Here is a 21,621-nt window from a genome sequence, read left to right as displayed (position 1 = left end):
TGCTCAGGCAGTGGGGCGGCCGGTGTGCGGGGTCTGGATCAGTTCGGACAGATCGAAGCCCTGCAGGCGGGCGGCCGCCAGATAATGGTCCTGCACGGTCGCGTCCAGGCGCGGCTCGCGCGCCAGCAGCCACAGGTACTTGCGATCCGGGCTGCCGACCAGCGACACGCTGTAGTCCGGGGCGATCTGGATCACCCAGTAGTCGCCCTTGGCGAACGGCAGCCAGCGCAGGCCCTTGGGCAGGAAGCTCACTTCCAGGCGCGCGCTGTCGTTGTCGACGGCACAGGCCTCGCCACTGGCCTCCTCGATCTCGCCGTCCATGCGGCAGCGGTTGGTGACGCCGACGTTGCCGCTGTCGAGCAGGGTGTAGTGCGCCGACACGTCGGTGCAGCCTTCCGGCTCGTGGCGCATCGGCAGGCGCGCGATCTCGTACCAGGTGCCCAGGTAGCGGGGCAGCTTGAGGTCGGCGACGGTCTTCAGCGGTGGGTGGTCGGTCATCGGTGGTGGTGGCAGGGGTGGGCCTCCACGATGCCGATGGCCTTGCCATGGGCGGGTGAAGCCGGGGCGATGGCCGTGTCCAGAACGTTCCGTCGCCCCGGCGGAGTGCGCGTTGTCATCGGCGTGGCGGTATCCTGCCGCCAGCGCCGTGTTTTCCTGATCCAACCGAGGTGGAGGTGCCGATGTACCAGGTGATCCTGTTGAAGAGTGAATCCGCGTTCGCACGCGAGCAGTGGCCGCAGGTCGATGACCTGGTCGACTACGAAGGCGTGAGTTACAGCCTGCGCGCCGGCCCGCGCCAGCCGTTGCCGACCGACCATGACTGGCACCCGGTGGCGGTGTATGCGCCCGACGAGATCACCGAGGAAGAGTTCCAGGACTGGTACGCGCTGCAGCAGCCGACCGTGGAAGAGCTGCGCCTGAAGTACTGACACTCGACGCTGCCGGGGCTGCCCACCCGCCCTTTATCGGCGGTGCCGTATAGTCGCGCGCAGGCGCGGTGGTCCGCGCGAACCGGTGTGGCTGGCGTGTCTTCTTTCCTGCGATCGATCCGTGCACGGGGCCCCTGGCTGGCCCTGCTGCTGTGCAGCGTCTTCCTGCTGTCCGCGCCGGTGCTGGCGCAGGACGAGGACCCCACGCCGAAGCAGCAGCTGGCGGATATCGACTCCAGCCTGAAGGAGATCGACCGCAAGCGTGGCGATGCGGAAGCCATCGAGACGCTGGCGATGCTGTCCGAGAATGCCTCGCAGGCACGGCGCGATGCCGAGGCGCTGGATAAGTCCCTGCAGCCGCAGCTGGACCGCCTCAACGAACAGCTGGCGCAGCTGGGGACGCCGGCAGAAGGCACGACCGAACCGCCGGAACTGGCAACGCAACGGCGCACCCTCACTAAACAGCGCGACGGCCTGGCCGCTTCGGTGGCGCAGGCCAAGGCCAGCGCCGTGCGTGCGCAGCAGCTGGCGGCGGACATCGAGCAGCAGCGCACCGCACAACGCACGGAAGAACTGGGCCAGAAGGTCGCCTCGCCGCTGTCGCCTGCGCTGTGGAGCAAGGTGGCCGAGCGCCTGCCGATCGATATCGCGCGCGTTGCGCCGCTGGCCGAGCAGGGACGCGACGCGTTCGTCGCCGGCATCCGCACCCATGGCTGGGGCACGCCGGTGCTGGGCCTGATTGCCGCGCTGGTGATGATGTTCCCGCTGCGGTTGTGGCTACGCCGCCTGGGGCGGCAGTTCGCTGCGTCCGACCGTGCACCCGATGGCCGCCTGCGCCGTTCCGGCCTGGCCATGTGGCTGTTGCTGGTGGGCACGCTGCTGCCCGGCTATGCGGTGGTGGTGTTCATCGCCTCGCTCAACGCCATCGGTGCGATTGCGCCGCGCCTGCAGAACGTGGCCGACGGCGTGCAGCAGGCCACCTTCGCCGCCGCGTTCATCGCTGCGCTCAGTGCCTGCCTGCTGGTGCCGTCGCGGCCCTCGTGGCGGCTGCTGAACCTGGATGACACCGCTGCGCTGAAGCTGCGCAAGTATGCCTGGGGCGCGGCCGCGCTGGCCTGGTTGAGCACGGTGCTGGTCGCCATCGACCGGGCCACGCGCACCAGCGATGTCACCACGGTGGCGCTGGACGGTGTGATCGCGCTGACCTACCTGGGCCTGATCATGGCCATGCTGGTGACGCTGGCACGCCTGCATCGGCGGCAGACCGCCGAGGCCGAGGCCAAGCTGGAAGCGCAGGCCGAAGGTGTGGGCGCGAGTACGCCGGTGCGACGCAGCAGCTGGCTGGTGCTGGCACGCGTGGCAGGCAACATCGCGGTGGTGGCGGCCATTGTCGCGACGCTGCTGGGCTACGTGAATTTCGCCAAGTTCGTGAACCAGCAGTTGATCGGTGGCAGCATCGTGGTGCTGGCGGCGACGTTGCTGTTCAAGTTCGTCGATGACCTGAGCACCTGGATGCTCAACGCTGACAGCAAGGTCGGCCAGACCATCCTGCTCAGTACCGGGCTGAGCGTGTCGCGGCTGGAGCAGGCCGGCGTGCTGCTGTCGGCCATGTTGCGGACCCTGGTGGTGCTGGTTGCCCTGCTGGCCCTGGCCGCGCCGTTCGGCAATGTCGGCACGATCGTCGAACGCATCGCCTCGCTGTCCAATGGCATCAAGATCAACGAGGGCCTGACGCTGCAGCCCGGCCGCATCGTCACCGGCGTGCTGGTGCTACTGGTAGGCATGGGGCTGACCCAGCTGCTGCAGCGCTGGCTGACCGACACCTATCTACCCAAGACCGAGCTGGATCTGGGCGCGCGCAACTCGATCAGCACCATCGCCGGTTACGTCGGCATCATCCTGGTGTGCCTCTGGGCGCTTACCGCGATGGGGCTGAACCTGAAGAACCTGGCGCTGCTGGTCAGCGCGTTGTCGGTGGGTATCGGTTTTGGCCTGCAGGCGATCATCCAGAACTTCGTCTCGGGCCTGATCCTGCTTGCCGAGCGCCCGGTGAAGATCGGCGACTGGGTGAAGCTGGGTGACCAGGAGGGCGACATCCGCCGCATCAACGTGCGCTCGACCGAGATCCAGGTGGGCGACCGGTCGACGCTGATCGTGCCGAACTCGGAGCTGATCACCAAGACGATCCGCAACATGACGATGGGCAACAACCAGGGCCGCATCCAGATCCAGTTCGCGGTGCCGCCCAGCACCGATGTCGGCAATCTGCGCCAGGCGCTGCTGGATGCGTATACCGCGCATACCAACGTGCTGAAGCAGCCGGCGCCGACGGTCTACATCGACAGCATTGCCGGCGGCCAGATCACCATCAACAGTTTCGCGTACGTGGCCAGCCCGCGGCAGGTGTATGCCACCCGCAGCGATCTGTACTTCAGCCTGTTGCAGATCCTGGCGGAGCGGAACATTCCGCTGTCGACCCCGACCGACATCCACATCACCCGCGATCCGCAGGAGTAGGGGTTTCTTTGCAGGGCTGCGCCCTGCACCCGCTACGGGCTAGAGCAAACGCAACAGCAACAGCAACAGCGTGCATTCCGTGGGATGGCGGGGTGGGTCCGGTTGCGGGGGACGCCGTAAATACGTCCATGTAGGCTCGGTCGCCGCATCCATGCGGCCCACGCCCCCGCAACCGGACCCACCCCGCCTTCGACAGTTGGCCGCGATCTGTCGGAACGGCGTTCTGCTCTGGTGGGTGTCGACCTTGGTCGACACGGTAGATCTGATCCGAATTTGATTATCGATATCTGACAGAAGTGTCGACCAAGGTCGACACCCACCGACAGCCGCAGGAATCTGTCAGAGGTGGGGCGGTGCCGGAGTGCGGGGTGTCAGCCGCATGGATGCGGCTGCCAAGCCCCCATGGATGGGTTTACGGCGTCCCCGCACTCCGACACCGCCCCGCCAACCCACGGACTGCCCGCTCTTGATGTTGCCGTTGCTTGCAGCAGGTGCAGGGCGCAGCCCTGCAAAGAAACCCCTACCCCCGCGGGCGGCTGCGCGAGGGCACCAGTGCGAACGTATCCACCGCCAGCTTCTCGGCATGGTTCAACCACGCACGGATCTCCAGATCATCCACTTCGTGGTCCAGCCCGAACGACACGTTGATCTTGCCGTTGGCATCAGGCTGTACCCACTGCTGGGCCAACACCACCTTGCGCTGCGAGGACACCGCCTCGATCCAGAAACCGCGATCCGGGCGCGTGCTCGCCACCAGCTGCAGCATGTACTGGCCGGCGCGGGTACGGCGGCCCTTCTGGGTGATCATGTGTGCCTGGCGCACGCTCGGGCGCGGGCCCTGGAAGGCGTCCAGCGGTGCATCCACCGCGATGCCGCCGCGCAGGTCATTGTCGCGGTAGAGCTTGATGCCGTTGTCGCGGTTGACCAGCAGGGCGCACCAGTCGCCGTCGGCCGAGCCGTCCTCGAACGCGGTGCAGCGGTCGACGTAGGCCAGGGTGTTGTCCGGATTCGCATCGTCGAACTGGCGCGAGGTGTTTTCCAGGTACACCGACTTCAGGCCCCAGTCCTTGTCGTACTCCAGCAGCACCGGCGGCTGCACGTGCTGCAGGCCGACCACTACCTGGTCATCGCCATCGATCTTCAGTTCGCGGGTCGGTTCGCCCAGCCACAGTGAACGCGCGAAGGCGAGGTACTGCGGATAGTCACGGCCACCCTCGCGGCGTGCGGCCACGCTGGCACTCGGTGCGCGCTTTTCATCCAGCAGCGAACGGCCGAAGCCCATGGTCTGCAGCCTCGGGTCGAGCAGGCTGAGCAGGGTGGCGCCGGAATCGAGCGTCGAACCGTCCTCCACCGCCAGCTGGCGCGGTGCCACGCCGTTGCCGAGGAACAGCAGCAGGTTCTCGCGCTTCTGCTGGGTCAGGATGTGGGTGAGATCGTTGGGCATCGCCAGGTGGTCGGAGGCGATCACGATCAGCGTGTCCTTGCCGTACGGGCTGGCCTGGATGCGCTGCACCAGCTGCGAGATCAGCCGGTCGCTGCACTTGAGCGCGTTGAGCATGTTGATGTTGCCGTACTGGCTCTGGTAACGCTCACCCTTGCACGACACCGGCAGGTGACCGGCGGGATGATGGGTGTCCATCGTAAGCGTGGTCAGCATGAACGGTGAGCCCGCACGCGAGAGCTGTTCGAAGCGCTGGTAGGCGGTATCCAGCAGTACATCGTCATGCACGCCCCAGGCCGAGTAGTGGATGCGGCCGATCTTCTTCTGCTGCTTGAACCACGCCAGGTCGTGCACTTCATCGAAGCCGTGGCTGGCCAGGAACTGGCCCTTGCCGGCGAACTGGCCGTTGGCGCCGCCCAGGTAATGATTGGTGTAGCCCTGCTGCTTCAGGTAGTCGCCCAGGCACACGGCCTTGGGCAGGAAGCTGCCCATGCGGTCCATGCTGTTCTCGTCGCCCTGCGAGGTGGTCAGCGGCACGCCGCACATCGACGACACCAGGCCGGCGATGGTCCAGCCGCTGCCCTCGGCCGAGGCCAGCCCACGCACGTCCAGCGACTGGGACGCCAGGCGGTTGAGGTTGGGCATCAGGCCCGGGAACACGTTCTCGTCCAGGTAGGTGCGCTCCAGGCTTTCGCCGTAGATCCAGACGATGTTGCGCGGGCGCTGCAATGGCTGCGTCGGCACCTGGTATTCGGGTGCGATACGGGCGAAATCGACCGGGCGCAGCTGCTGGTACAGGCGCTGGCCGTCACGCGCCAGCGGGCTGATCATGATCGTGGCCACCCACACCGCCGCGAAGCCTGCAAACCAGGCAGCACCGTGGCCGGACCGGCGCCAGCGCTTCACCCGCGTGGCGAACAGCGGTAGCAGCGAGACCAGCGCCAGCACGATGAAGCCGGCGATATAGCCCTTGAAGTCGGAGACACCGGCGCCTTCCATGTCGGCGCCCAGGTGGTACAGGGTGGCGGCATTGAGCCCATCACCGGACAGCTTGTCGATCAGCCACCACGCACTGAGTGCAAGCAGCAGCAGCGAGAACGCACCGGCCTTCCACCACACCCACCTGTCGGACGCGAGGAACAACCAGCACAGCAGCAACAACGACAGCAACAGTATCCAGAGCATAGGCAGCTTCGGCAGTGACGGGGTGGTGGTGATGGACGTCGTACCGACGCGTGTCCATCCGACCGGCGCTGCCGCAAGCACATTCACATGACAGGCCGATGACCCGATAGTGCATGCACGAACCTGACTGAAATGTTTGTTGAAATGACGCGCGCGCAATCACGCCCGCAAGGTAAAGCGGGCGTGAAAGGCTTCGTTGGATTGCATTAAAAACCGCATGAATACGGCGGTTTCAATGCATGTGCTAGCGGTGGCCGCGTTCCTCGCGCGCCCGCGCGCGACGATCAAACAACAGTGCGCTGGTCACGATGCCCAGTCCGAGCACCACGCCGATCAACAGCAGGACCAGCGCGATGAGCGGGTAGCCGAACAGATGCCAGCCGGTGTCGATCTTCATCATCATCGCAGCGGCCATGATCAATGCGGCGCTGATGATGCCGGCCGCCACGCGGTTGGCGATCTTCTGCAGGTTCTCCATCAACCGTGACTCTTCCAGGCCGGTCACCTTCATCTGCAGGCGGTTCTCGGCCAGCAGCGCCATGATGTCCGACAGCTTGCGTGGCCCATCGCGCAGCAGCTGCTGCAGCTCCATCGCTTCGCTGGCGATGTTGGCGGCCGACAGCGATTTCTTCAGGCGCGCGCGCATCACGTGCTGCAGCTGGCGCTCGACGATGCGGCGGGTTTCCAACTCGGGCGCCAGCAGCCGGCACACCGTTTCCAGGTTGAGCAACGCCTTGCCCAGCAGGCTCAGCTCCGGCGGCGTGCGCAGGCCGCAGGCGGTGGCGATGCGCACCATGTCCAGCACCACGCGGCCCTCGGAGAAACTGCCGCTGGCGGCGTAGCGCGCAATCAACTGGCCGGTCTCGCGCAGGTAGCGCTCCTCGTCGAACGCCTCCAGCCGGGTGCTGATGCTGATCAGGTCGTCGGCCACTTCTTCGCCGCGGCCATCGACGGCGGCGAACAGGATCTTCAGCAGCCGCTCGCGCAGGCGCGGCGGCATATGCGCGACCATGCCCAGATCGAAGATCGCCAGTCGGCCATCGGGCATCACCCGCAGGTTGCCCGGGTGCGGATCGGCATGGATCTCGCCGTGCACGAAGATCTGGTCCAGGTAGCCACGGATCAGCGCCGCGGCCAGCGGGTCCATTGATTGCTCGGTGCGGCGCACATCGGGAATCGCGTCCACGCGCACGCCGGTAGCCAGTTCCATGGTCAGCACGCGCTGGCTGCTGTAATCCCACAGCGGTTGCGGAATCCACAGCCGGCGGAATGGCTTGAGATGGCGACCAAACCGCGCCAGGTTCTCGGCCTCGGCGTGGTAGTCCAGCTCCTGCATCAGGGTCTTGGCGAACTCGTTGAGCCAGTCGCGCAGGCGCACGCGGCGACCCACCTGGGTCAGGTGGTCGGCGGCCAGCGCGAAGCTGCGCAGCGCCTCCAGGTCCGAGCGCAGCTGCGCGGCCACCTCGGGCTTCTGTACCTTCACCGCCACCTGCCGGCCATCGTGCAGCACCGCGCGGTGCACCTGCGCGATCGATGCGCAGCCCAGCGGCTCGGGATCGAACGAAGCGAACAGCTTGTTCACCGGCGCACCCAGTTCCTGCTCGACGATGGCATGGATGCGCTCGACCGGGATCTCGGCCACCTTTTCCTGCATGCGCTCCAGCGCGGTGGCGAATTCCACCGGCACCATGTCCGGTCGCGTGGACAGCATCTGGCCCAGTTTGACAAAGGTCGGCCCCAGCGCTTCCAGATCGCTGACGAACTGTTCCGGGTTGCCGTCGGCGGGCACGTCGGCCTGGTGGCTGGCAGCATCCAGGTTCATTCCCGAGAACACCCCCGAATGGCGGTAGCGCATCAGCAGGCGCAGGATCTGGCTGCGCCGGTTCATGCCCTTGACCAGCGGGGGATTGCCATTGGCGGTGGGCGGATTGCTCAAGCGACACTCCCATGCGACAAAGTTGGTAGTGCCGGCCGCTGGCCGGCAATGTCCAGATTCCGCAGTGTCGCCGGGGGGCGGTAGGCACGCGGTGAATCCGACCGCTTCCGCAGCGGCCCCGGTATCGGTCAGAATCCGCTCATTCCCTCACTTGGATGCCCCATGGCCGGTGCCAGCCTGTTCGCCCTGCTCGACGATATCGCCTCCCTGCTGGACGATGTCTCGGTGCTGACCAAGGTGGCGGCGAAGAAGACCGCGGGTGTGCTGGGCGACGATCTGGCGCTGAACGCGCAGCAGGTGACCGGGGTCAACGCCAACCGCGAGCTGCCGGTGGTGTGGGCGGTGGCCAAGGGGTCGCTGGTCAACAAGGTGATCCTGGTGCCGGCTGCGCTGGCGATCAGTGCGCTGGAGGCGTGGCTGCACAGCCGTGGCTGGAATGTGCCGCTGATCGTGCCGTTGATGATGATCGGTGGCGCCTTCCTGTGCTTTGAAGGCGTGGAGAAACTGGCACACCGCTTCCTGCACTCATCCGATGACGACGCTGAGCGCCAGGCCGAGCGGCGCAAGGCGCTGGCCGACGCGCAGGTGGACATGGTGGCGTGGGAGAAGGACAAGGTAAAAGGGGCGATCCGCACCGACTTCATCCTCTCGGCCGAGATCATCGTGTTGACCCTGGGCGTGGTGGCCACCGCGACCTTCACCAACCAGCTGCTGACGCTTGCGGTGGTCGCACTGGCAATGACGATCTTCGTCTACGGACTGGTGGCGGGCATCGTCAAGCTCGACGACGTTGGCCTGTACCTGTCGCGCAAGGGCGGCGCGATTGCGGCGTTCGGTCGTGGCCTGGTCGCCTCTGCACCGTGGCTGATGAAGTTCCTGTCGGTGGCCGGCACCATTGCCATGTTCCTGGTCGGTGGCGGCATCCTGGTGCACAACGTGCCGGCACTGCATCACGCGGTGCAGGCACTGGGCGGCGAGGGCCAGTGGGGCTGGTTGATCAGTGCGATCGGCAACATGGTGGTCGGCGTCATCGCCGGTGCCATCGTGCTGGCTGCGGTGAGCGGCTTCCAGAAGCTGCGCGGGAAATAAGCGGCGACGGGTTCCCCGGTAGGGGCCGGCCTTGGTCGGCGCTTTGTTTTTCGCGTGTGCCAACCAAGGTTGGCACCTACCTGGGCGGTTCACGGGGGCCGGGCGCTATCCCGCCTGCACCCGGTTCTTGCCTTGGCGCTTGGCCGCGTACAGCGCATCATCGGCGCGCCGCAGCAGCGCCTCGGCATCATCGCCGGGCTGCCATTGGGCCAGCCCCGCACTGAAATGCACCGGCACCCGCCGGTCCTGCACGGTCAGCACGCGGTGCGCCAGCGAGCGCTGCAGGCGCTGCACGGTGGCCATGCTGTCGGCACCCTGGGTTTCCGGCAGCACCAGCACGAACTCGTCCCCGCCCAGCCGCGCGATGCCATCGGTGGCGCGCAGCAGCAGTTTGCACACGGCCACCAGGTGCTGCAGCAGCGCATCGCCACCGGCATGGCCATGCGCGTCATTGGTCTGGTGGAAATCATCCAGATCGATCACCGCCACGCCCAGCGGCGAGTTGTTACGCGCGGCACGCGCCAGCTCGCGTTGCAGCAGCTCTTCCAGGCCACGGCGGTTCAGTGCCTGGGTGAGTGGATCGATGCGGGCCAGATCGCCGGCCGCGCGCAGTTCCTGCTCCAGCTCGGCGATGCGTTGTTCGGCACGCTCAACTTCCTGGCGCGCATTGGCCAGGTGGTCGCGCGCCTGCGCCGCTTGCTGCTGCACCTTGCCGGTGTCGCGCATCACGTCCTGCAGCAGCTGGTTGAGGTCGGCGATGCTGCGCGCCTCGCGCAGCTGCAACGCGTAGCTGCCGATGCGATCGTGGTACTCGCCGGTGCTGGCAGCCATGCCATCCATGCGCTCGATGAACTCGCCCATCAACCCGCGCATCGCTGCCTTTGAATCGTCGATGCCCTGGCGCAGCAGGCCCTGCTTGTAGATCACTTCGCGCAGCTCGGCGCGGGTGCGCTCGACGGCTTCGGCTTCCAGCGGCCCGTCCAGCAGCTGGCGCACCGCAGCGATCTGGCCCTGCAGCCAGCTGCGGTCGTCCAGCAGCTCGCTCACGTTCTCCAGCAGCAGCGCGAACAGCTCCAGCAACAGCGCCTGCTGCTCCTGCCAGCTCTCGGCGCGCACACCGACCTGGTGGCCGAGTTCGCGCACGCCCTGTTCGATCGGCTCCAGTGCGGTGCCCGGTTGCCACTGGCGCAGGCGCAGGGCGAGCGCCTGTGCCTGTTCGCGCAGGTCCGGGTCGTGCTGCAGCAGTGCAACCACCGCGCCGCCCAGCAGCAGCCGCAGCTGCTCGGACAAGCGCAGGCTTTCCGGCTGCCCGTCCGGTGAATGCTGCTCGATGGTGCGGATGTACTTGTCGATCAACTGCCGCATCGCGCGCCCGTAGCGTGGCCAATCGGCACTGGCCTGCGCCGACTGCAGGCGGTCACCCATGTCGCCCAGTTCACCGGGCAGGGTGGCCATGCCGTTGGCGAACGCCGCCAGCAGCGGCTCCGGCGCGTCGGCACCGGCGAACAGCTGTTGCAGGGCGACGCCACCGCCACCCTGCAGCACCACGCGGTCACCCAGCCCGTCATCCACCACCGCGCGCACGCGTGCCGGCGGACCAAGGGCGGTACCGGGGGCAGGGCGGTGGTCGGGCTGGTCCGTCATGGAGCAAATCCTGGGGCTGGCAGGGACTGGTTCCAGCATATCGGCGCGGCCGCCGACGGCTTGAACGGCTAGGATGGGCGACAGGATGCCGCAGTGGAGGTAGTGATGCGCGTGATGCTGCTGGGGGCGACCGGCCTGGTCGGCGGGCTGGCCCTGCCGATGCTGCTGGACGACCCGCGCTGCCGCGCCGTGGTGGCCCCTTCCCGGCGGGCGCTGACCCTGGCCCACCCGAAGCTGTACGCCCCGCTGCTGCAGTTCGACGCCCTGCCGGAGGCGCCCGACTGGGCCCAGGTCGATGCGGTGATCTGCGCGCTGGGCAGCACGATGGCCCAGGCGGGCAGCCGTGAGGCCTTCCATCGTATCGACCATGACTACCCGCTCGCGTTTGCGCAGCTGGCACGCGGCCAGGGTGCACGCGCCTTCGTACTGAATTCGGCAGCGGGAGCGAATGCAGGCTCCGCGATCTTCTACAACCGGGTGAAGGGTGAACTGGAGCGCGACCTGCGCGCGCTCGAGTTTGCTTCGCTCACCCTGGTGCGGCCCGGCCTGATTGGCGGGCAGCGGCAGCAGGTGCGCCGTGGCGAACACTTCGCCCTGCGGGTGCTGGGCGTGTTGGGTCCGGTGTTGCCGCGGGCGTGGCGGATCAATCCGGCCGAACGGATTGCCAGGGCGCTGGTGGATGCCGCGCTGGCGCCGCCGCCGGGCGAGCACGTGGTGGCATCCAGCGCACTGGTCGGCTGATGTCGCGTGCGCTGCGCCTGACCCAGCTGCTGCAGCTGCTGCGCCGCCATCGGCGGCCGGTGGCGGGGCAGGCACTGGCCGATGCGCTGGGCATCAGCCTGCGCACGCTGTACCGCGATATCGAGACCCTGCGCGAGCAGGGCGCCGACCTGCGCGGGGAAGCCGGCATCGGCTACCAGCTGGCGCCGAGCGATACTCTGCCGCCGATGACCCTGCCACCGGCCGAGATCGATGCATTGGTGCTGGGCCTGCGCTGGGTCGCGGCCCGTACCGAGCCTGCGTTGGCCGAGGCCGCACGCGATGCGTTGGCGCGAATCGCGCATGTGTTGCCTGCAGCGCGGCGCGAGGCATTGCGCGACAGTGGCCTGCGCGTTGGCCCTTCGCGAACGGCGGCCAAGGTGCCGGCGGCGCGCCTGCAGGCCGTGCGCGAGGCGGTCAGTGCGCAGCAGCGCCTCAGGTTCGGTTACGAGGATGCGCATGGCCAGCGCAGCGAACGCATCGTCTGGCCGTTCGCGCTGGCTTACTTCGATGAAGTGCCGATGCTGGCGGCCTGGTGCGAGAGCCGCGAGGACTTCCGCCATTTCCGCCTGGACCGCATCCGCCGGGTGCGCGCGCTGGAAGATCGCTACCCCGTGCCGCGCGCCACCCTGCTGCGGCGCTGGCAGAAGGCGCAGGGTATCGCACCGGACTGGCTGGACCGTTCGTAGCGTCGAGCCTGCACGACTGCTTCCGCGCTTCGCTTCCTGCTTCTGGGGGAGGGCGGCCTTCGCTCTTCGCTCTTGGTAGGGGTCGAGCTTGCTCGACCGCCTTTGATCTTAGCGAACACCCGCCGAGCAAGCTCGACGCTACTGACAGAATCTGTCAGCAGGCCGGCACCAACATGAAGCCTCCCAACAACGGAGCTTCCCCATGTTCACGCCCAGCACCCTGCTGCAGTACGTACGCGACGTCGCCGCCAGCGCCACCTTCTACAGCGGCATCCTCGGCAAACCGCCGGTCGAGCAGTCGCCCGGCTTCGCCCTGTTCCTGCTCGGCGATGGCGCCGCACTGGGCCTGTGGCAGCGCGATGACGTGCAGCCCCCCGTCTCTGCGCAGGCCGGTGCCGCCGAACTGGCGATGGTGGTGGCCAACCCGGAGGCCGTGCAGCAGATGCACGATGCGTGGCGCGCGCTCGGCGTGCAGATCCTGCAGGCGCCGGTGACATTGGAATTCGGCCACACCTTCGTCGGCGCCGATCCTGATGGCCACCGCCTGCGTGTCTACAGCCGCGCCGAGGGGTTGGCCGCGCGCGATTGATTCAGGGAGGGAGCCGGTGCTGGCCGGCCCCTAGACCTGCCCTTGCTTCTGCGCTGCTTCGATGACGATTGAAAATGTCTCGTCGTCTTCCGAATCCCACTCAATGGCCAGCTGGGCCAGCTCTCCGACCACATCGCGGCCGGGATTGCACCGCCTGAGTTCCCTGATGAACTGCCGTATCTGACGGGGCGTCAGTTCACAACCTGGATAATCAAACAGATTGAGCGCGGCATCTGAAGCACGGTCCAGCAGTTCAGGTGCGAGGATGGAGTAGGCTTTGATGTAGCGGGAGAACGGAATATCCGACAGGAAGTTGTCCGTTGCGGTCATGATCGACGCATCATGTGGTGGGTCGCGAAGAAATTCCCTCATGACTGCCAGCACGACTTCTACTGATGGTGGTTTCGTCAGAGGCCTGTAGAAGTGGTCGGCGTATGCCCAGCAGCCTTCTTGGGTGACCGCAGCATCCGATAGCGTTGCCAGCGTTGAGATCCAGACGTCAGCGTCCAGCGGCGTAGCCGGTTCGGCGTCTCCTTGTTGATCGGTCTTGGGGATGACCGCCCGGACGAGGGGTTCACCGTTGCGCCATGACTGTAAACGTGAATCGATAATCGCGTACACCTGCTCCTGTTTGTCCCACATGGCTTCCGGCGAAGGCATGTCGCTTTGCGGAAAAAGGGAGAAGAAATCCGAGGGGTAGGGTGCGCGGAAGCAGAAGTAGTCCAGGGTGAACTCCAGCAATTCCGGGTCGAACGCAGATCCGGGAATCTCGTCCTGGAAAGCAGCTTTGATGCATGCCAAGGCATCCGCCAGTGAGGGGGCGGCTGCCACCGTAGACCCTACCGATGCGTCAAGGAGCGCGCGATTTCGAGCGAGCCAGCGCAGGAAGATGATGTCGAGAACCCAATTCCTGTCCGTGGGATCCTCATCCCTCGTCAGCAGTAATAAGAACGGGGAGGCACGGAAAATATCATCGCCCGCCTTCAGGATTTCTTCGATTGTGGGTGCTTTCTCCAGCATGGGAACTCGACGTCTCAAGAGAAGCTCAATGCTATCGAGCTGCTCTGGGGAATCCATGCAACTATTCTCAAAGTGCTCTCTTGCGCTCTCGACCGATCGACGGAGAGCCCTGTAGATCCACGCCATGCGTGGATGGGGCGCGACGGAGCGGGCACAAAAAAACGCCGGGCAGTGCCCGGCGTTTTTCCAGATCATATGCCAACCAAGGTTGGCACCCACCGACCAGCTGAATCAGCTGGCCAGCGCCAGGTCGTCCATCATCGCGCGCAGGAAGCGGGCCGCTTCACCACCAGTGGCCGCGCGGTGGTCGAAGGTGACCGACAGCGGGATCACCTTGTGCGCTTCCACGCCGCCCATCACCGGGGTCATCTGGTGGCGGGCACGGCCGGCACCGACGATGGCCACGCACGGCGGCACCACGACCGGGGTCGCGTAGCGGCCGGCGAACATGCCGAAGTTGGACAGCGAAATGGTGTAGCCGCTCAGTTCCGAGGCGGCGATCGAGCGCGATTCCACCTGCTCGCGCAGGCGGTTCACGCCTTCGCGGATGCCGCGTGCATCGAGCATGTCGGCATTGCGCAGGGCCGGCACGAACAGGCCATCGTCGGTGTCCACGGCAATGCCGATGTCCACCTGCGCGTGCAGGGTGCGGGTCAGCGCTTCACCGTCGAACCAGGCATTCATCGCCGGCACCTTCTGCGCGGCCACCACGATCGAGCGCACCAGGCGCGCGGTGACGTCGTTGCCCGGCAGCCAGGCGTGGATGTCGGCGTCGTCGTTCAGCGTGGTCGGAACGACCTTGCTGTGCGCATCGGCCATCACGCGGGCCATGTTGCGGCGCACGCCCTTCAGCGGTTCCGGCTGGCCCTTGGCCACCACGCCCGGCGGCTGGGTGCGCATCGGCTTGCCGGCGGCGGACAGCGGGGTGCGTGCTTCGCTCTGCACCGGCGCCGACACCTGCGCCGGGGCCGGCGCGGCATAGGCAGCCGCGGCAACCGGTGCCGGGGCGGCGCCGAGCTTGGCGCTGCCATCTGCGGCGGCCTGCTTGACGTCGGCCATGGTCACTGCGCCATCGGCACCGGTGGCACGCACGCGGGACAGATCCACGCCCAGCTTGCGCGCGGTGGCACGCACGGCCGGAACGGCCTTGACGCCACCGACGGCCAGCGCCTGCTCGGCGTGCACGGCGTTGGAGCTCTGCATCGCGCCGACCACGGTACCGGCGTCATCGCGCTCGGCAGCGGCAGGCTTGGCGGCTTCGGCAGCCACCGGTGCGGCAGCGGCCGGCAGCGGCGGTGGGGTCGGTGCGGCGGCAGGTGCGGCATGGCCATGGCTGTGGCCGGTGTCCTGGCCATCGGCACGCTGCGGCAGGTTCGGGTCCAGCTCGAAGCTGGCCAGTACCGAACCGGTCGGGATGATGTCACCGGCGGCGCCGGACAGCTTCAGCACCTTGCCGGAGAACGGCGAGGGCACTTCGACGACGGCCTTGGCGGTCTCCATCGAGACCAGCGGCTCGTCCAGCTTGATCACATCGCCTTCCTTGACGAACCACTCGACGATGGTCGCGTCCGGCAGGCCTTCGCCCAGGTCGGGCAGGTTGAAGCTCTTGGTCTGGCTCATTTGCAGTTCTCTTCCAGCAGTTCCAGTTCGCGGGCCGGCAGCCAGCCCGTCGCGCCATTGGCGCGCTCGGACCACCACCACCCACCGTGTTCGTGATGAAGCTTCACCATCTCGCCGCTTTCCACATCCAGCTCGCGGGCGTCGTAGTCGCACAGCGCTTCGGCGCGACCCTCGTCCAGCAGCTGCAGCCAGGCGATGGGCGCCCATCCAGCGCGCCCATCGTTGGTGCGTACCCAGGCAAACGCCGGCCATTCCTCGTCACGAACGCCTACTTCGACGATCTGGCCGGTGCGGAACCGGAGCGGGTTGGGATACTGGCTGCGGTAAGCCCCCAGAAGGCGGGCCCGCATGTCAGCCGGCCGCCACCGCGCGCTTGGCCGCAGCCACGATCCGCTCAACGCTCGGCAGGTACTTCATTTCCAGGCGGAACAGCGGAATGTGGGTGTCGTAGCCAGTGACGCGCTCGACCGGAGCCAGCAGGTCGTAGATCGATTCCTCGGCCAGGCGCGCGGCGATCTCGGCGCCGAAGCCCGCGGTCTTCGGGGCCTCCTGCACGATCACGCAGCGACCGGTCTTGGCCACCGACTCGGCGATGGTGGCGAAGTCCAGCGGACGCAGCGTGGCCACGTCGATCACTTCGGCGCTGATGCCTTCGCCGGCCAGCTTGTCGGCCGCTTCCAGCGCTTCCTTCACCTGCGCGCCCCAGGTCACCAGGGTCACGTCGGTGCCGTCGCGCAGCACGAAGCAGACGTCCAGCGGCAAGGCTTCGCCGTCATTGACGACCACTTCCTTGTACTGGCGGTAGATGCGCTTGGGTTCCATGTAGATCACCGGATCCGGTTCGCGGATCGCGGCCAGCAGCAGGCCATAGGCGCGCTGCGGCGAGGACGGCAGCACCACGCGCAGGCCCGGCACGTTGGTGAAGATGGCCTCGTTGGCTTCGCTGTGGTGTTCCGGCGCGCGGATGCCACCGCCCCACGGCACGCGCAGCACCATCGGGCAGTGCAGGCGGCCACGGGTGCGGTAACGCAGGCGCGCGGCGTGGCAGACGATATGGTCGACCATCGGGTACATGAAACCGTCGAACTGGGCTTCGGCCACCGGCTTCATGCCCTGCGCGGCCAGGCCGATGGTCAGGCCGGCGATGGTGGTTTCATCCAGCGGGGTGTCGAGGATGCGTTCGGAGCCGAAGCGCTGCTGCAGGCCGGCGGTGGCACGGAACACGCCGCCGTTGACGCCCACGTCCTCGCCCAGCACCAGCACCGACGGGTCGTGCTCCAGCTCCCAGGCCAGCGCCTGGGTGATGGCTTCGATCAGGGTGATGGGGGTGGTGGTCATGCTCTGTTCTCCGCGCGCGACGGCGGCGCTGTCGGCGGCGTTGGTGTGCGCGCCGGGCGCGCCGTTCTTGATCTCATCCATGGCGCTGCTCCAGGGCGATCGCCTGCGCACGCTGGGCCAGCAGGTCCTGCGGTGGATCGGCGTACAGGAAATCGAACATCGCCTCGACCGGCTGCACCGGCGTGTTGAGGTAGAGGTTCACTTCCTCGTCCACGCGCGTGCCGCACGCGGCGACCCAGGCGGTTTCTTCTTCCTCGCTCCAGACGCCGGCGTTGATCAGGTACTTGCGCAGGCGCAGCATCGGCTCGCGCTGCCAGGCATCCTTCACCTCGGCATCGTCGCGGTAGCGGCGCGCGTCATCGGCGGTGGTGTGGTCGGACAGGCGATAGGTCATCAGTTCCAGCACGGTGCCACCGTCGCCGGCCAGCGCACGTTCGCGCGCCTGCTCCATGGCCGCCAGCACCGCGATCAGGTCGTTGCCGTCCACCTGCAGGCAATGCAGGCCGCCGGCCAGGCCCTTCTGCGCCAGCGTCTCGGCACCGGTCTGGGCCGACCGCGGAACCGAGATGGCCCAGCCGTTGTTGACGATGCACAGGATCAGCGGCAGCTTGTAGGCGCCGGCCGAATTCAGTGCCGCGTAGAAGTCGGTCTTGGAACTGCCGCCGTCGCCGCACACGGCCACCGCGATCTGCGGTTCCTTGTTGAGCTTGAACTTCAGCGCCGCGCCTGCGGCGTGCAGGCACTGGGTGGAGATCGGCACGCAGAACGGGAAGTCCTTGGCCGCGTTGCCGCCGTAGTCGTTGCCGCGCTCGTCGCCGCCCCAGTACATCAGCACGTCGTGCGGACGCACGCCACGCATGAACATCGCGCCATACTCGCGGTACGAAGGCGCGAACACGTCGTCCTTCTGCATCGCGGCACCGATGCCCACGTGCGCGGCTTCATGGCCCAGGCAGGCGGCGTAGGTGCCGAGCTTGCCGGTGCGCTGCAGCGCGATGGATTTGCTGTCGAACGTACGTACGAACAGCATCTGCTTGAACAGCGGTACCAGGACCTTGGGGTCGCGCAGCGACGCGGGCAGGTCATCGCGGACGAGCTTGCCGTCCACGTCCAGGTACTGCAGGTATTCGATCTTGAATTCAGCGGCAACCGTCATTGCGTACTGCACCTTCGACAGAGAAGTTACAAATGATATGAATCGCCATGTTAAGGAACGCGTACGGAATAGCCTTCCTGCGCCGCAACACGGGGACTCCCCGTTTTACCCCTGCCGGCGGGTGGGGGGCCAATAACAACAACGTATTCAGTCGTTGCTGCAAAGCATCAGAATACGCCTCTGGCTGACTGGCTGCGCAACGGCCTGATCGGTTCCACGCGCAGCCCCGGCATCGGCCGATGCTCCACGGCCAACCGCACGGCCCGGTATGGACCCGGCGGCTGCCAGCGCGGCGGCAACGCGCTACCCTTGCCGCCCCCGATCTGGTCCCGCCCATGTCCGTCGACAACAACCAACGCGATCTCGAAGCCGGCATCCACACCGATCTGCAGGGGCGCCTGACCTATGGCGGCTACCTGCGGCTGGACCAGCTGCTCAGCGCGCAGCAGCCGCTGTCCAGTCCGCCGCACCACGACGAGATGCTCTTCATCATCCAGCACCAGACCTCGGAGCTGTGGCTGAAGCTGCTCGGCCACGAACTGCGGGCGGCGATCGGTTTCCTGCAGCGCGATGAAGTCTGGCAGTGCCGCAAAGTGCTGGCGCGCAGCAAGCAGGTGCTGCGCCAGCTCACCGAGCAGTGGTCGGTGCTGGAAACGCTGACCCCGTCCGAGTACATGGGTTTCCGCGATGTGCTGGGCCCGTCCTCGGGCTTCCAGTCGCTGCAGTACCGCTACATCGAGTTCCTGCTGGGCAACAAGAACGCGCAGATGCTGCAGGTGTTCGAGCACGACCCGGCCGGGCAGGCGCAGCTGCGCACCGTGCTGGAGGCGCCGAGCCTGTACGAGGAATTCCTGAAGTACCTGGCCCGCTTCGGCCACGCCGTGCCGGCGGTGTACGAGACCCACGACTGGACCCAGCCGCACGTGGCCGACGACGCCCTGCAGCCGGTGTTCGAGCGCATCTACCAGGACACCGACCGCTACTGGCGTGAGTACTCGCTGTGCGAGGACCTGGTGGACCTGGAGACTGCCTTCCAGCTGTGGCGATTCCGTCACATGCGCACCGTGATGCGGGTGATCGGCTTCAAGCGCGGCACCGGCGGCTCGTCCGGGGTGGGCTTCCTGGCCAAGGCGCTGGAGCTGACCTTCTTCCCCGAGCTGTTCCAGGTACGCACCAGCCTGCAGGCGGCGCCCCCGGCCGCATTGGGCTGATCCCCATTCAGCTTGAATCCCGGCCGGCGGCTGGATCGTTTCAGATGCAAGTTCAGCGAGCAGGCGGTGACCTGCCTCAAACGGCGTGTATTTGACGTGAACGCCAGAAGTCGGTGATCCTCGCGCGTTGCTCCACTGCACATCGGACGTGCTCGTCATCCACCGAACCAGGAAACCCGCATGAGCGTAAACGCCACTGCGAACACCCCAGAGCCGGCGCTGCCGGACTTCAAGACCACGCTGGGCCATCCGCGCCCGCTGTGGATGCTGTTCATGACCGAGTTCTGGGAACGCTTTGCGTTCTACGGCATCCGCTGGGCCTTGGTGCTGTACATCGTCTCCCAGTTCTACAACGGCAACGCTGCCGGTGAAGGCGATGCCAGCCGCATCTACGGTGCCTACCTGGCCCTGGTGTACGCCGCGGCGATCTTCGGTGGCTATGTGGCCGATCGGGTACTGGGCTACCAGCGCTCGATCCTGACCGGCGCGATCATCATGGCCGCCGGCCTGTTCATGATCTCGCTGCCGCAGGAGCACATCTTCAAGCTCGGCCTGGCCACGATCATCGTTGGCAACGGCCTGTTCAAGCCGAACATCTCGACCATGGTCGGCAAGCTGTACGGCCTGAAGGACGAGCGTCGCGATTCGGGCTTCACCATCTTCTACATGGGTATCAACATCGGCGCGATGATCGCCCCGGTGCTGACCGAGTACCTGGCCCGCAAGGTCTTCGGTACCTCGGAAATGCCGTCGTACAAGGTCGTATTCATCGCCTCGGGCGTGGGCATGCTGATCTCGCTGGTGTGGTTCTACATCGGTCGCGCCGGCCTGAAGGGCATCGGTGCACCGCCGGCCGGTGCTGAAGGTTTCGGCCGCATCCTCATGGTGCTGGTCGGTGCCGTGGTCGCCATCCCGGTTGCGTACTTCCTGCTGGCCACCGGCGCCACCGCGCTGGCCTGGATCCTGGGCGCGATGTTCACCGCGCTGGCCGTGCTGCTGCTGGTTGAGGGCATCCGCGAGGGCAAGGTGCAGCGCGACCGCGTGATCGCCATGCTGATCATCTTCGCCTTCAACGTGATGTTCTGGATGTTCTTCGAACAGGCCGGCAGCTCGTTCACCTTCCTGGCCGAGAACATCGTCAACCGCCAGATGGGTGACTGGACCTTCCCGACGGCCTGGTTCCAGTCGGTCAACTCGGTGGCCATCATCACCCTGGCGCCGATCATTGCCTGGATCTGGGTGGCCCTGGGCCGCGCCAATCCTTCGATTCCGCGCAAGTTCGGCCTCGGCCTGCTGTTCAACGGCGCCGCCTTCGCCCTGCTGATGTACGCGCTGTCGCAGATGGTCGTGGACGGCAAGATCCCGTTCTGGACCCTGTTCATGGTCTACGTCATCCAGTCGGTGGGTGAGCTGTGCCTGTCGCCGATCGGCCTGTCGATGGTGACCAAGCTGGCTCCGGTGCGCCTGGTCGGCTTCGGCATGGGTGGCTGGTTCCTGTCCACCGGCATCGGCAACAACCTGTCGGGCATCTTCGCTGGTGTGGTCAGTGGTGAAGGCGGCATGACGGTCGAGTCGGCCCTGAAGGGGTATACCTTCGGGTTCTGGGCCCTGATCGGCTCCGGCGTGGTGCTGTTCCTGATCGCCCCGCTGATCAACAAGCTGATGCACGGCGTCAAGTGATGAAGAGAGGGTAGCTGGCATGCGTATGAAGCTCGGTAGTGCAGTGGTGGTGGTCTGTGCGGCGCTGATCGGCGCCTGTTCCCAACCGCAACCGCCTGCCGCCGCCGAGCCGACGCAGCCGCTGGACACCCGACCCACCGAGCCACCGGTCGCTGACCCCAGCGAACCGGTGGCCTCGGGCAACACCCCGGTGGCGGCGGACATCGCCGCCATCGCCGGGCTCGGCGCGCAGTTCGACCCGGCCCGAGACCCCGCCGACGATCTGGCCACCGCCAAGGTGGAAGCCCAGCGCGGCAAGAAGCGCATCCTGCTCGAGGTCGGCAACGCCGCCTGCGATCGCTGCCAGGCGCTGGACGAGCTGGTGGAAGGCAACGGCGACCTGCGCCGCTTCCGCGATGCCCACTACGTGTGGATGAAGGTCAACGCCAGCGACGCACAGCCCAACACCGCCTTCCTCGCCCAGTTCCCGGTGATGGAGCGCGACTACCCGCACCTGCTGGTGCTGGACGCCGACGGCAGCCTGCTGGCGTCACAGGCCACCGCTGAGTTGCGTCGGGGCGAAGCGTTCCAGCCTCTGCGTGTGAGCGCCTTCCTCAAGCAATGGGCGCCTGACAAACCGGAGTGAGGTCGCGCCGGCCGCTGGCCGGCATGCTCGGTGGGTGCCGGCGGTTGGCCGGCATGCTCGGTGGGTGCCGACCGTTGGTCGGCATGCTCGGTGGGTGCCGACCGTTGGTCGGCACTGATGCCGGGTCGCATCCACGCCCCGCGCGGATCTACTGCGCGCGCCGTCACACTCTCCGAATTGGCGTCTCAACTTC

Annotated in this window: 17 protein-coding genes and 1 pseudogene; 9 read left to right on the top strand and 9 right to left on the bottom strand. The window is 66.7% G+C overall.

Features of this window, described 5'->3' with window-relative positions:
• Positions 1-3: 3 nt before the first annotated feature.
• Positions 4-498, bottom strand: a complete 495-nt coding sequence (locus tag N440_RS16710; RefSeq protein WP_133935781.1) for a lipocalin family protein — start codon at positions 496-498, stop codon at positions 4-6.
• Between the two features lie 182 nt (positions 499-680).
• On the opposite strand from N440_RS16710, the gene N440_RS16705 reads away from it, so the two are divergent.
• Positions 681-929: a hypothetical protein gene (locus N440_RS16705; protein ID WP_006474562.1), complete on the top strand. Its 249-nt coding sequence runs from the start codon at positions 681-683 to the stop codon at positions 927-929.
• Between the two features lie 87 nt (positions 930-1,016).
• Positions 1,017-3,446, top strand: coding sequence for a DUF3772 domain-containing protein (locus tag N440_RS16700; protein WP_133935780.1), 2,430 nt, complete (start codon positions 1,017-1,019; stop codon positions 3,444-3,446).
• A 520-nt stretch (positions 3,447-3,966) separates the two neighbouring features.
• Here N440_RS16700 and N440_RS16695 read toward each other — a convergent pair.
• Both N440_RS16695 and N440_RS16690 read right to left on the bottom strand, forming a co-directional pair.
• Complete coding sequence (locus N440_RS16695; protein WP_133935779.1) at positions 3,967-6,072, bottom strand: phosphoglycerol transferase I; 2,106 nt, start codon at positions 6,070-6,072, stop codon at positions 3,967-3,969.
• A 244-nt stretch (positions 6,073-6,316) separates the two neighbouring features.
• A pseudogene (locus N440_RS16690) lies at positions 6,317-7,972 on the bottom strand (AarF/UbiB family protein); the annotation flags it as partial.
• A gap of 198 nt (positions 7,973-8,170) precedes the next feature.
• On the opposite strand from N440_RS16690, the gene N440_RS16685 reads away from it, so the two are divergent.
• A complete protein-coding gene (locus N440_RS16685; protein ID WP_133935777.1) occupies positions 8,171-9,097 on the top strand; it encodes a DUF808 domain-containing protein in 927 nt (308 codons plus the stop codon).
• A gap of 105 nt (positions 9,098-9,202) precedes the next feature.
• Here the strand turns inward: N440_RS16685 and N440_RS16680 are convergent, their stop codons facing one another.
• Positions 9,203-10,741: a GGDEF domain-containing protein gene (locus N440_RS16680; protein WP_049456251.1), complete on the bottom strand. Its 1,539-nt coding sequence runs from the start codon at positions 10,739-10,741 to the stop codon at positions 9,203-9,205.
• Positions 10,742-10,846: 105 nt separating this feature from the next.
• On the opposite strand from N440_RS16680, the gene N440_RS16675 reads away from it, so the two are divergent.
• The 3 genes from N440_RS16675 (at position 10,847) to N440_RS16665 (ending at position 12,778) form a co-directional block, all read left to right on the top strand.
• A complete protein-coding gene (locus tag N440_RS16675; protein WP_049456257.1) occupies positions 10,847-11,482 on the top strand; it encodes an NAD-dependent dehydratase in 636 nt (211 codons plus the stop codon).
• The gene (locus tag N440_RS16670; protein WP_133935776.1) at positions 11,482-12,189 is read left to right on the top strand and encodes a YafY family protein; all 708 of its coding nucleotides are present in this window, start codon (positions 11,482-11,484) and stop codon (positions 12,187-12,189) included. Before N440_RS16675 ends, N440_RS16670 begins: the two co-directional genes overlap by 1 nt.
• A gap of 202 nt (positions 12,190-12,391) precedes the next feature.
• Complete coding sequence (locus tag N440_RS16665) at positions 12,392-12,778, top strand: VOC family protein (protein WP_133935775.1); 387 nt, start codon at positions 12,392-12,394, stop codon at positions 12,776-12,778.
• A 30-nt stretch (positions 12,779-12,808) separates the two neighbouring features.
• On the opposite strand, the gene N440_RS16660 is transcribed toward N440_RS16665, so the two are convergent.
• From N440_RS16660 to pdhA, 5 genes are all read right to left on the bottom strand, one after another.
• Positions 12,809-13,798, bottom strand: coding sequence for a hypothetical protein (locus N440_RS16660; RefSeq protein WP_243831356.1), 990 nt, complete (start codon positions 13,796-13,798; stop codon positions 12,809-12,811).
• Positions 13,799-14,029: 231 nt separating this feature from the next.
• Positions 14,030-15,418, bottom strand: coding sequence for a dihydrolipoamide acetyltransferase family protein (locus N440_RS16655; RefSeq protein WP_133935774.1), 1,389 nt, complete (start codon positions 15,416-15,418; stop codon positions 14,030-14,032).
• Positions 15,415-15,768, bottom strand: a complete 354-nt coding sequence (locus N440_RS16650; protein ID WP_012512332.1) for an SH3 domain-containing protein — start codon at positions 15,766-15,768, stop codon at positions 15,415-15,417. The genes N440_RS16655 and N440_RS16650 overlap by 4 nt, the downstream gene beginning before the upstream one ends.
• Before the next feature lies 1 nt (position 15,769).
• The gene (locus N440_RS16645) at positions 15,770-16,837 is read right to left on the bottom strand and encodes an alpha-ketoacid dehydrogenase subunit beta (RefSeq protein ID WP_006474353.1); all 1,068 of its coding nucleotides are present in this window, start codon (positions 16,835-16,837) and stop codon (positions 15,770-15,772) included.
• Positions 16,830-17,912, bottom strand: coding sequence for a pyruvate dehydrogenase (acetyl-transferring) E1 component subunit alpha (gene pdhA / locus N440_RS16640; protein WP_049456247.1), 1,083 nt, complete (start codon positions 17,910-17,912; stop codon positions 16,830-16,832). Before pdhA ends, N440_RS16645 begins: the two co-directional genes overlap by 8 nt.
• A 335-nt stretch (positions 17,913-18,247) precedes the next feature.
• Between pdhA and N440_RS16635 the strand changes: the two genes are divergently transcribed.
• From N440_RS16635 to N440_RS16625, 3 genes are all read left to right on the top strand, one after another.
• Positions 18,248-19,123 carry a tryptophan 2,3-dioxygenase family protein gene (locus N440_RS16635; protein ID WP_008265566.1) on the top strand — a complete coding sequence of 292 codons (876 nt, stop codon included), beginning with the start codon at positions 18,248-18,250 and terminating at the stop codon, positions 19,121-19,123.
• Between the two features lie 180 nt (positions 19,124-19,303).
• Positions 19,304-20,803 (top strand): peptide MFS transporter, encoded by a 1,500-nt coding sequence (locus tag N440_RS16630; RefSeq protein WP_133935773.1) that lies wholly within the window; start codon positions 19,304-19,306, stop codon positions 20,801-20,803.
• Between the two features lie 19 nt (positions 20,804-20,822).
• Positions 20,823-21,428 carry a thioredoxin family protein gene (locus N440_RS16625; RefSeq protein ID WP_133935772.1) on the top strand — a complete coding sequence of 202 codons (606 nt, stop codon included), beginning with the start codon at positions 20,823-20,825 and terminating at the stop codon, positions 21,426-21,428.
• Positions 21,429-21,621 lie beyond the last annotated feature (193 nt).

It is taken from the genome of Stenotrophomonas sp. CC22-02 (genome assembly GCF_004365115.1).
Classification (GTDB): domain Bacteria; phylum Pseudomonadota; class Gammaproteobacteria; order Xanthomonadales; family Xanthomonadaceae; genus Stenotrophomonas; species Stenotrophomonas forensis.
The sequence above is the reverse complement of the archived record's forward strand: the minus strand, read 5'-3'. Positions and strand labels throughout refer to the sequence as shown.

Coding starts and splice junctions, on each gene's coding strand:
- N440_RS16710 (WP_133935781.1), bottom strand. CDS start 498: ATGACCGACCACCCACCGCTGAAGACCGTCGCCGACCTCAAGCTGCCC.
- N440_RS16705 (WP_006474562.1), top strand. CDS start 681: ATGTACCAGGTGATCCTGTTGAAGAGTGAATCCGCGTTCGCACGCGAG.
- N440_RS16695 (WP_133935779.1), bottom strand. CDS start 6,072: ATGCTCTGGATACTGTTGCTGTCGTTGTTGCTGCTGTGCTGGTTGTTC.
- N440_RS16685 (WP_133935777.1), top strand. CDS start 8,171: ATGGCCGGTGCCAGCCTGTTCGCCCTGCTCGACGATATCGCCTCCCTG.
- N440_RS16680 (WP_049456251.1), bottom strand. CDS start 10,741: ATGACGGACCAGCCCGACCACCGCCCTGCCCCCGGTACCGCCCTTGGT.
- N440_RS16675 (WP_049456257.1), top strand. CDS start 10,847: ATGCGCGTGATGCTGCTGGGGGCGACCGGCCTGGTCGGCGGGCTGGCC.
- N440_RS16670 (WP_133935776.1), top strand. CDS start 11,482: ATGTCGCGTGCGCTGCGCCTGACCCAGCTGCTGCAGCTGCTGCGCCGC.
- N440_RS16665 (WP_133935775.1), top strand. CDS start 12,392: ATGTTCACGCCCAGCACCCTGCTGCAGTACGTACGCGACGTCGCCGCC.
- N440_RS16660 (WP_243831356.1), bottom strand. CDS start 13,798: ATGCTGGAGAAAGCACCCACAATCGAAGAAATCCTGAAGGCGGGCGAT.
- N440_RS16655 (WP_133935774.1), bottom strand. CDS start 15,418: ATGAGCCAGACCAAGAGCTTCAACCTGCCCGACCTGGGCGAAGGCCTG.
- N440_RS16650 (WP_012512332.1), bottom strand. CDS start 15,768: ATGCGGGCCCGCCTTCTGGGGGCTTACCGCAGCCAGTATCCCAACCCG.
- N440_RS16645 (WP_006474353.1), bottom strand. CDS start 16,837: ATGGATGAGATCAAGAACGGCGCGCCCGGCGCGCACACCAACGCCGCC.
- pdhA (WP_049456247.1), bottom strand. CDS start 17,912: ATGACGGTTGCCGCTGAATTCAAGATCGAATACCTGCAGTACCTGGAC.
- N440_RS16635 (WP_008265566.1), top strand. CDS start 18,248: ATGTCCGTCGACAACAACCAACGCGATCTCGAAGCCGGCATCCACACC.
- N440_RS16630 (WP_133935773.1), top strand. CDS start 19,304: ATGAGCGTAAACGCCACTGCGAACACCCCAGAGCCGGCGCTGCCGGAC.
- N440_RS16625 (WP_133935772.1), top strand. CDS start 20,823: ATGCGTATGAAGCTCGGTAGTGCAGTGGTGGTGGTCTGTGCGGCGCTG.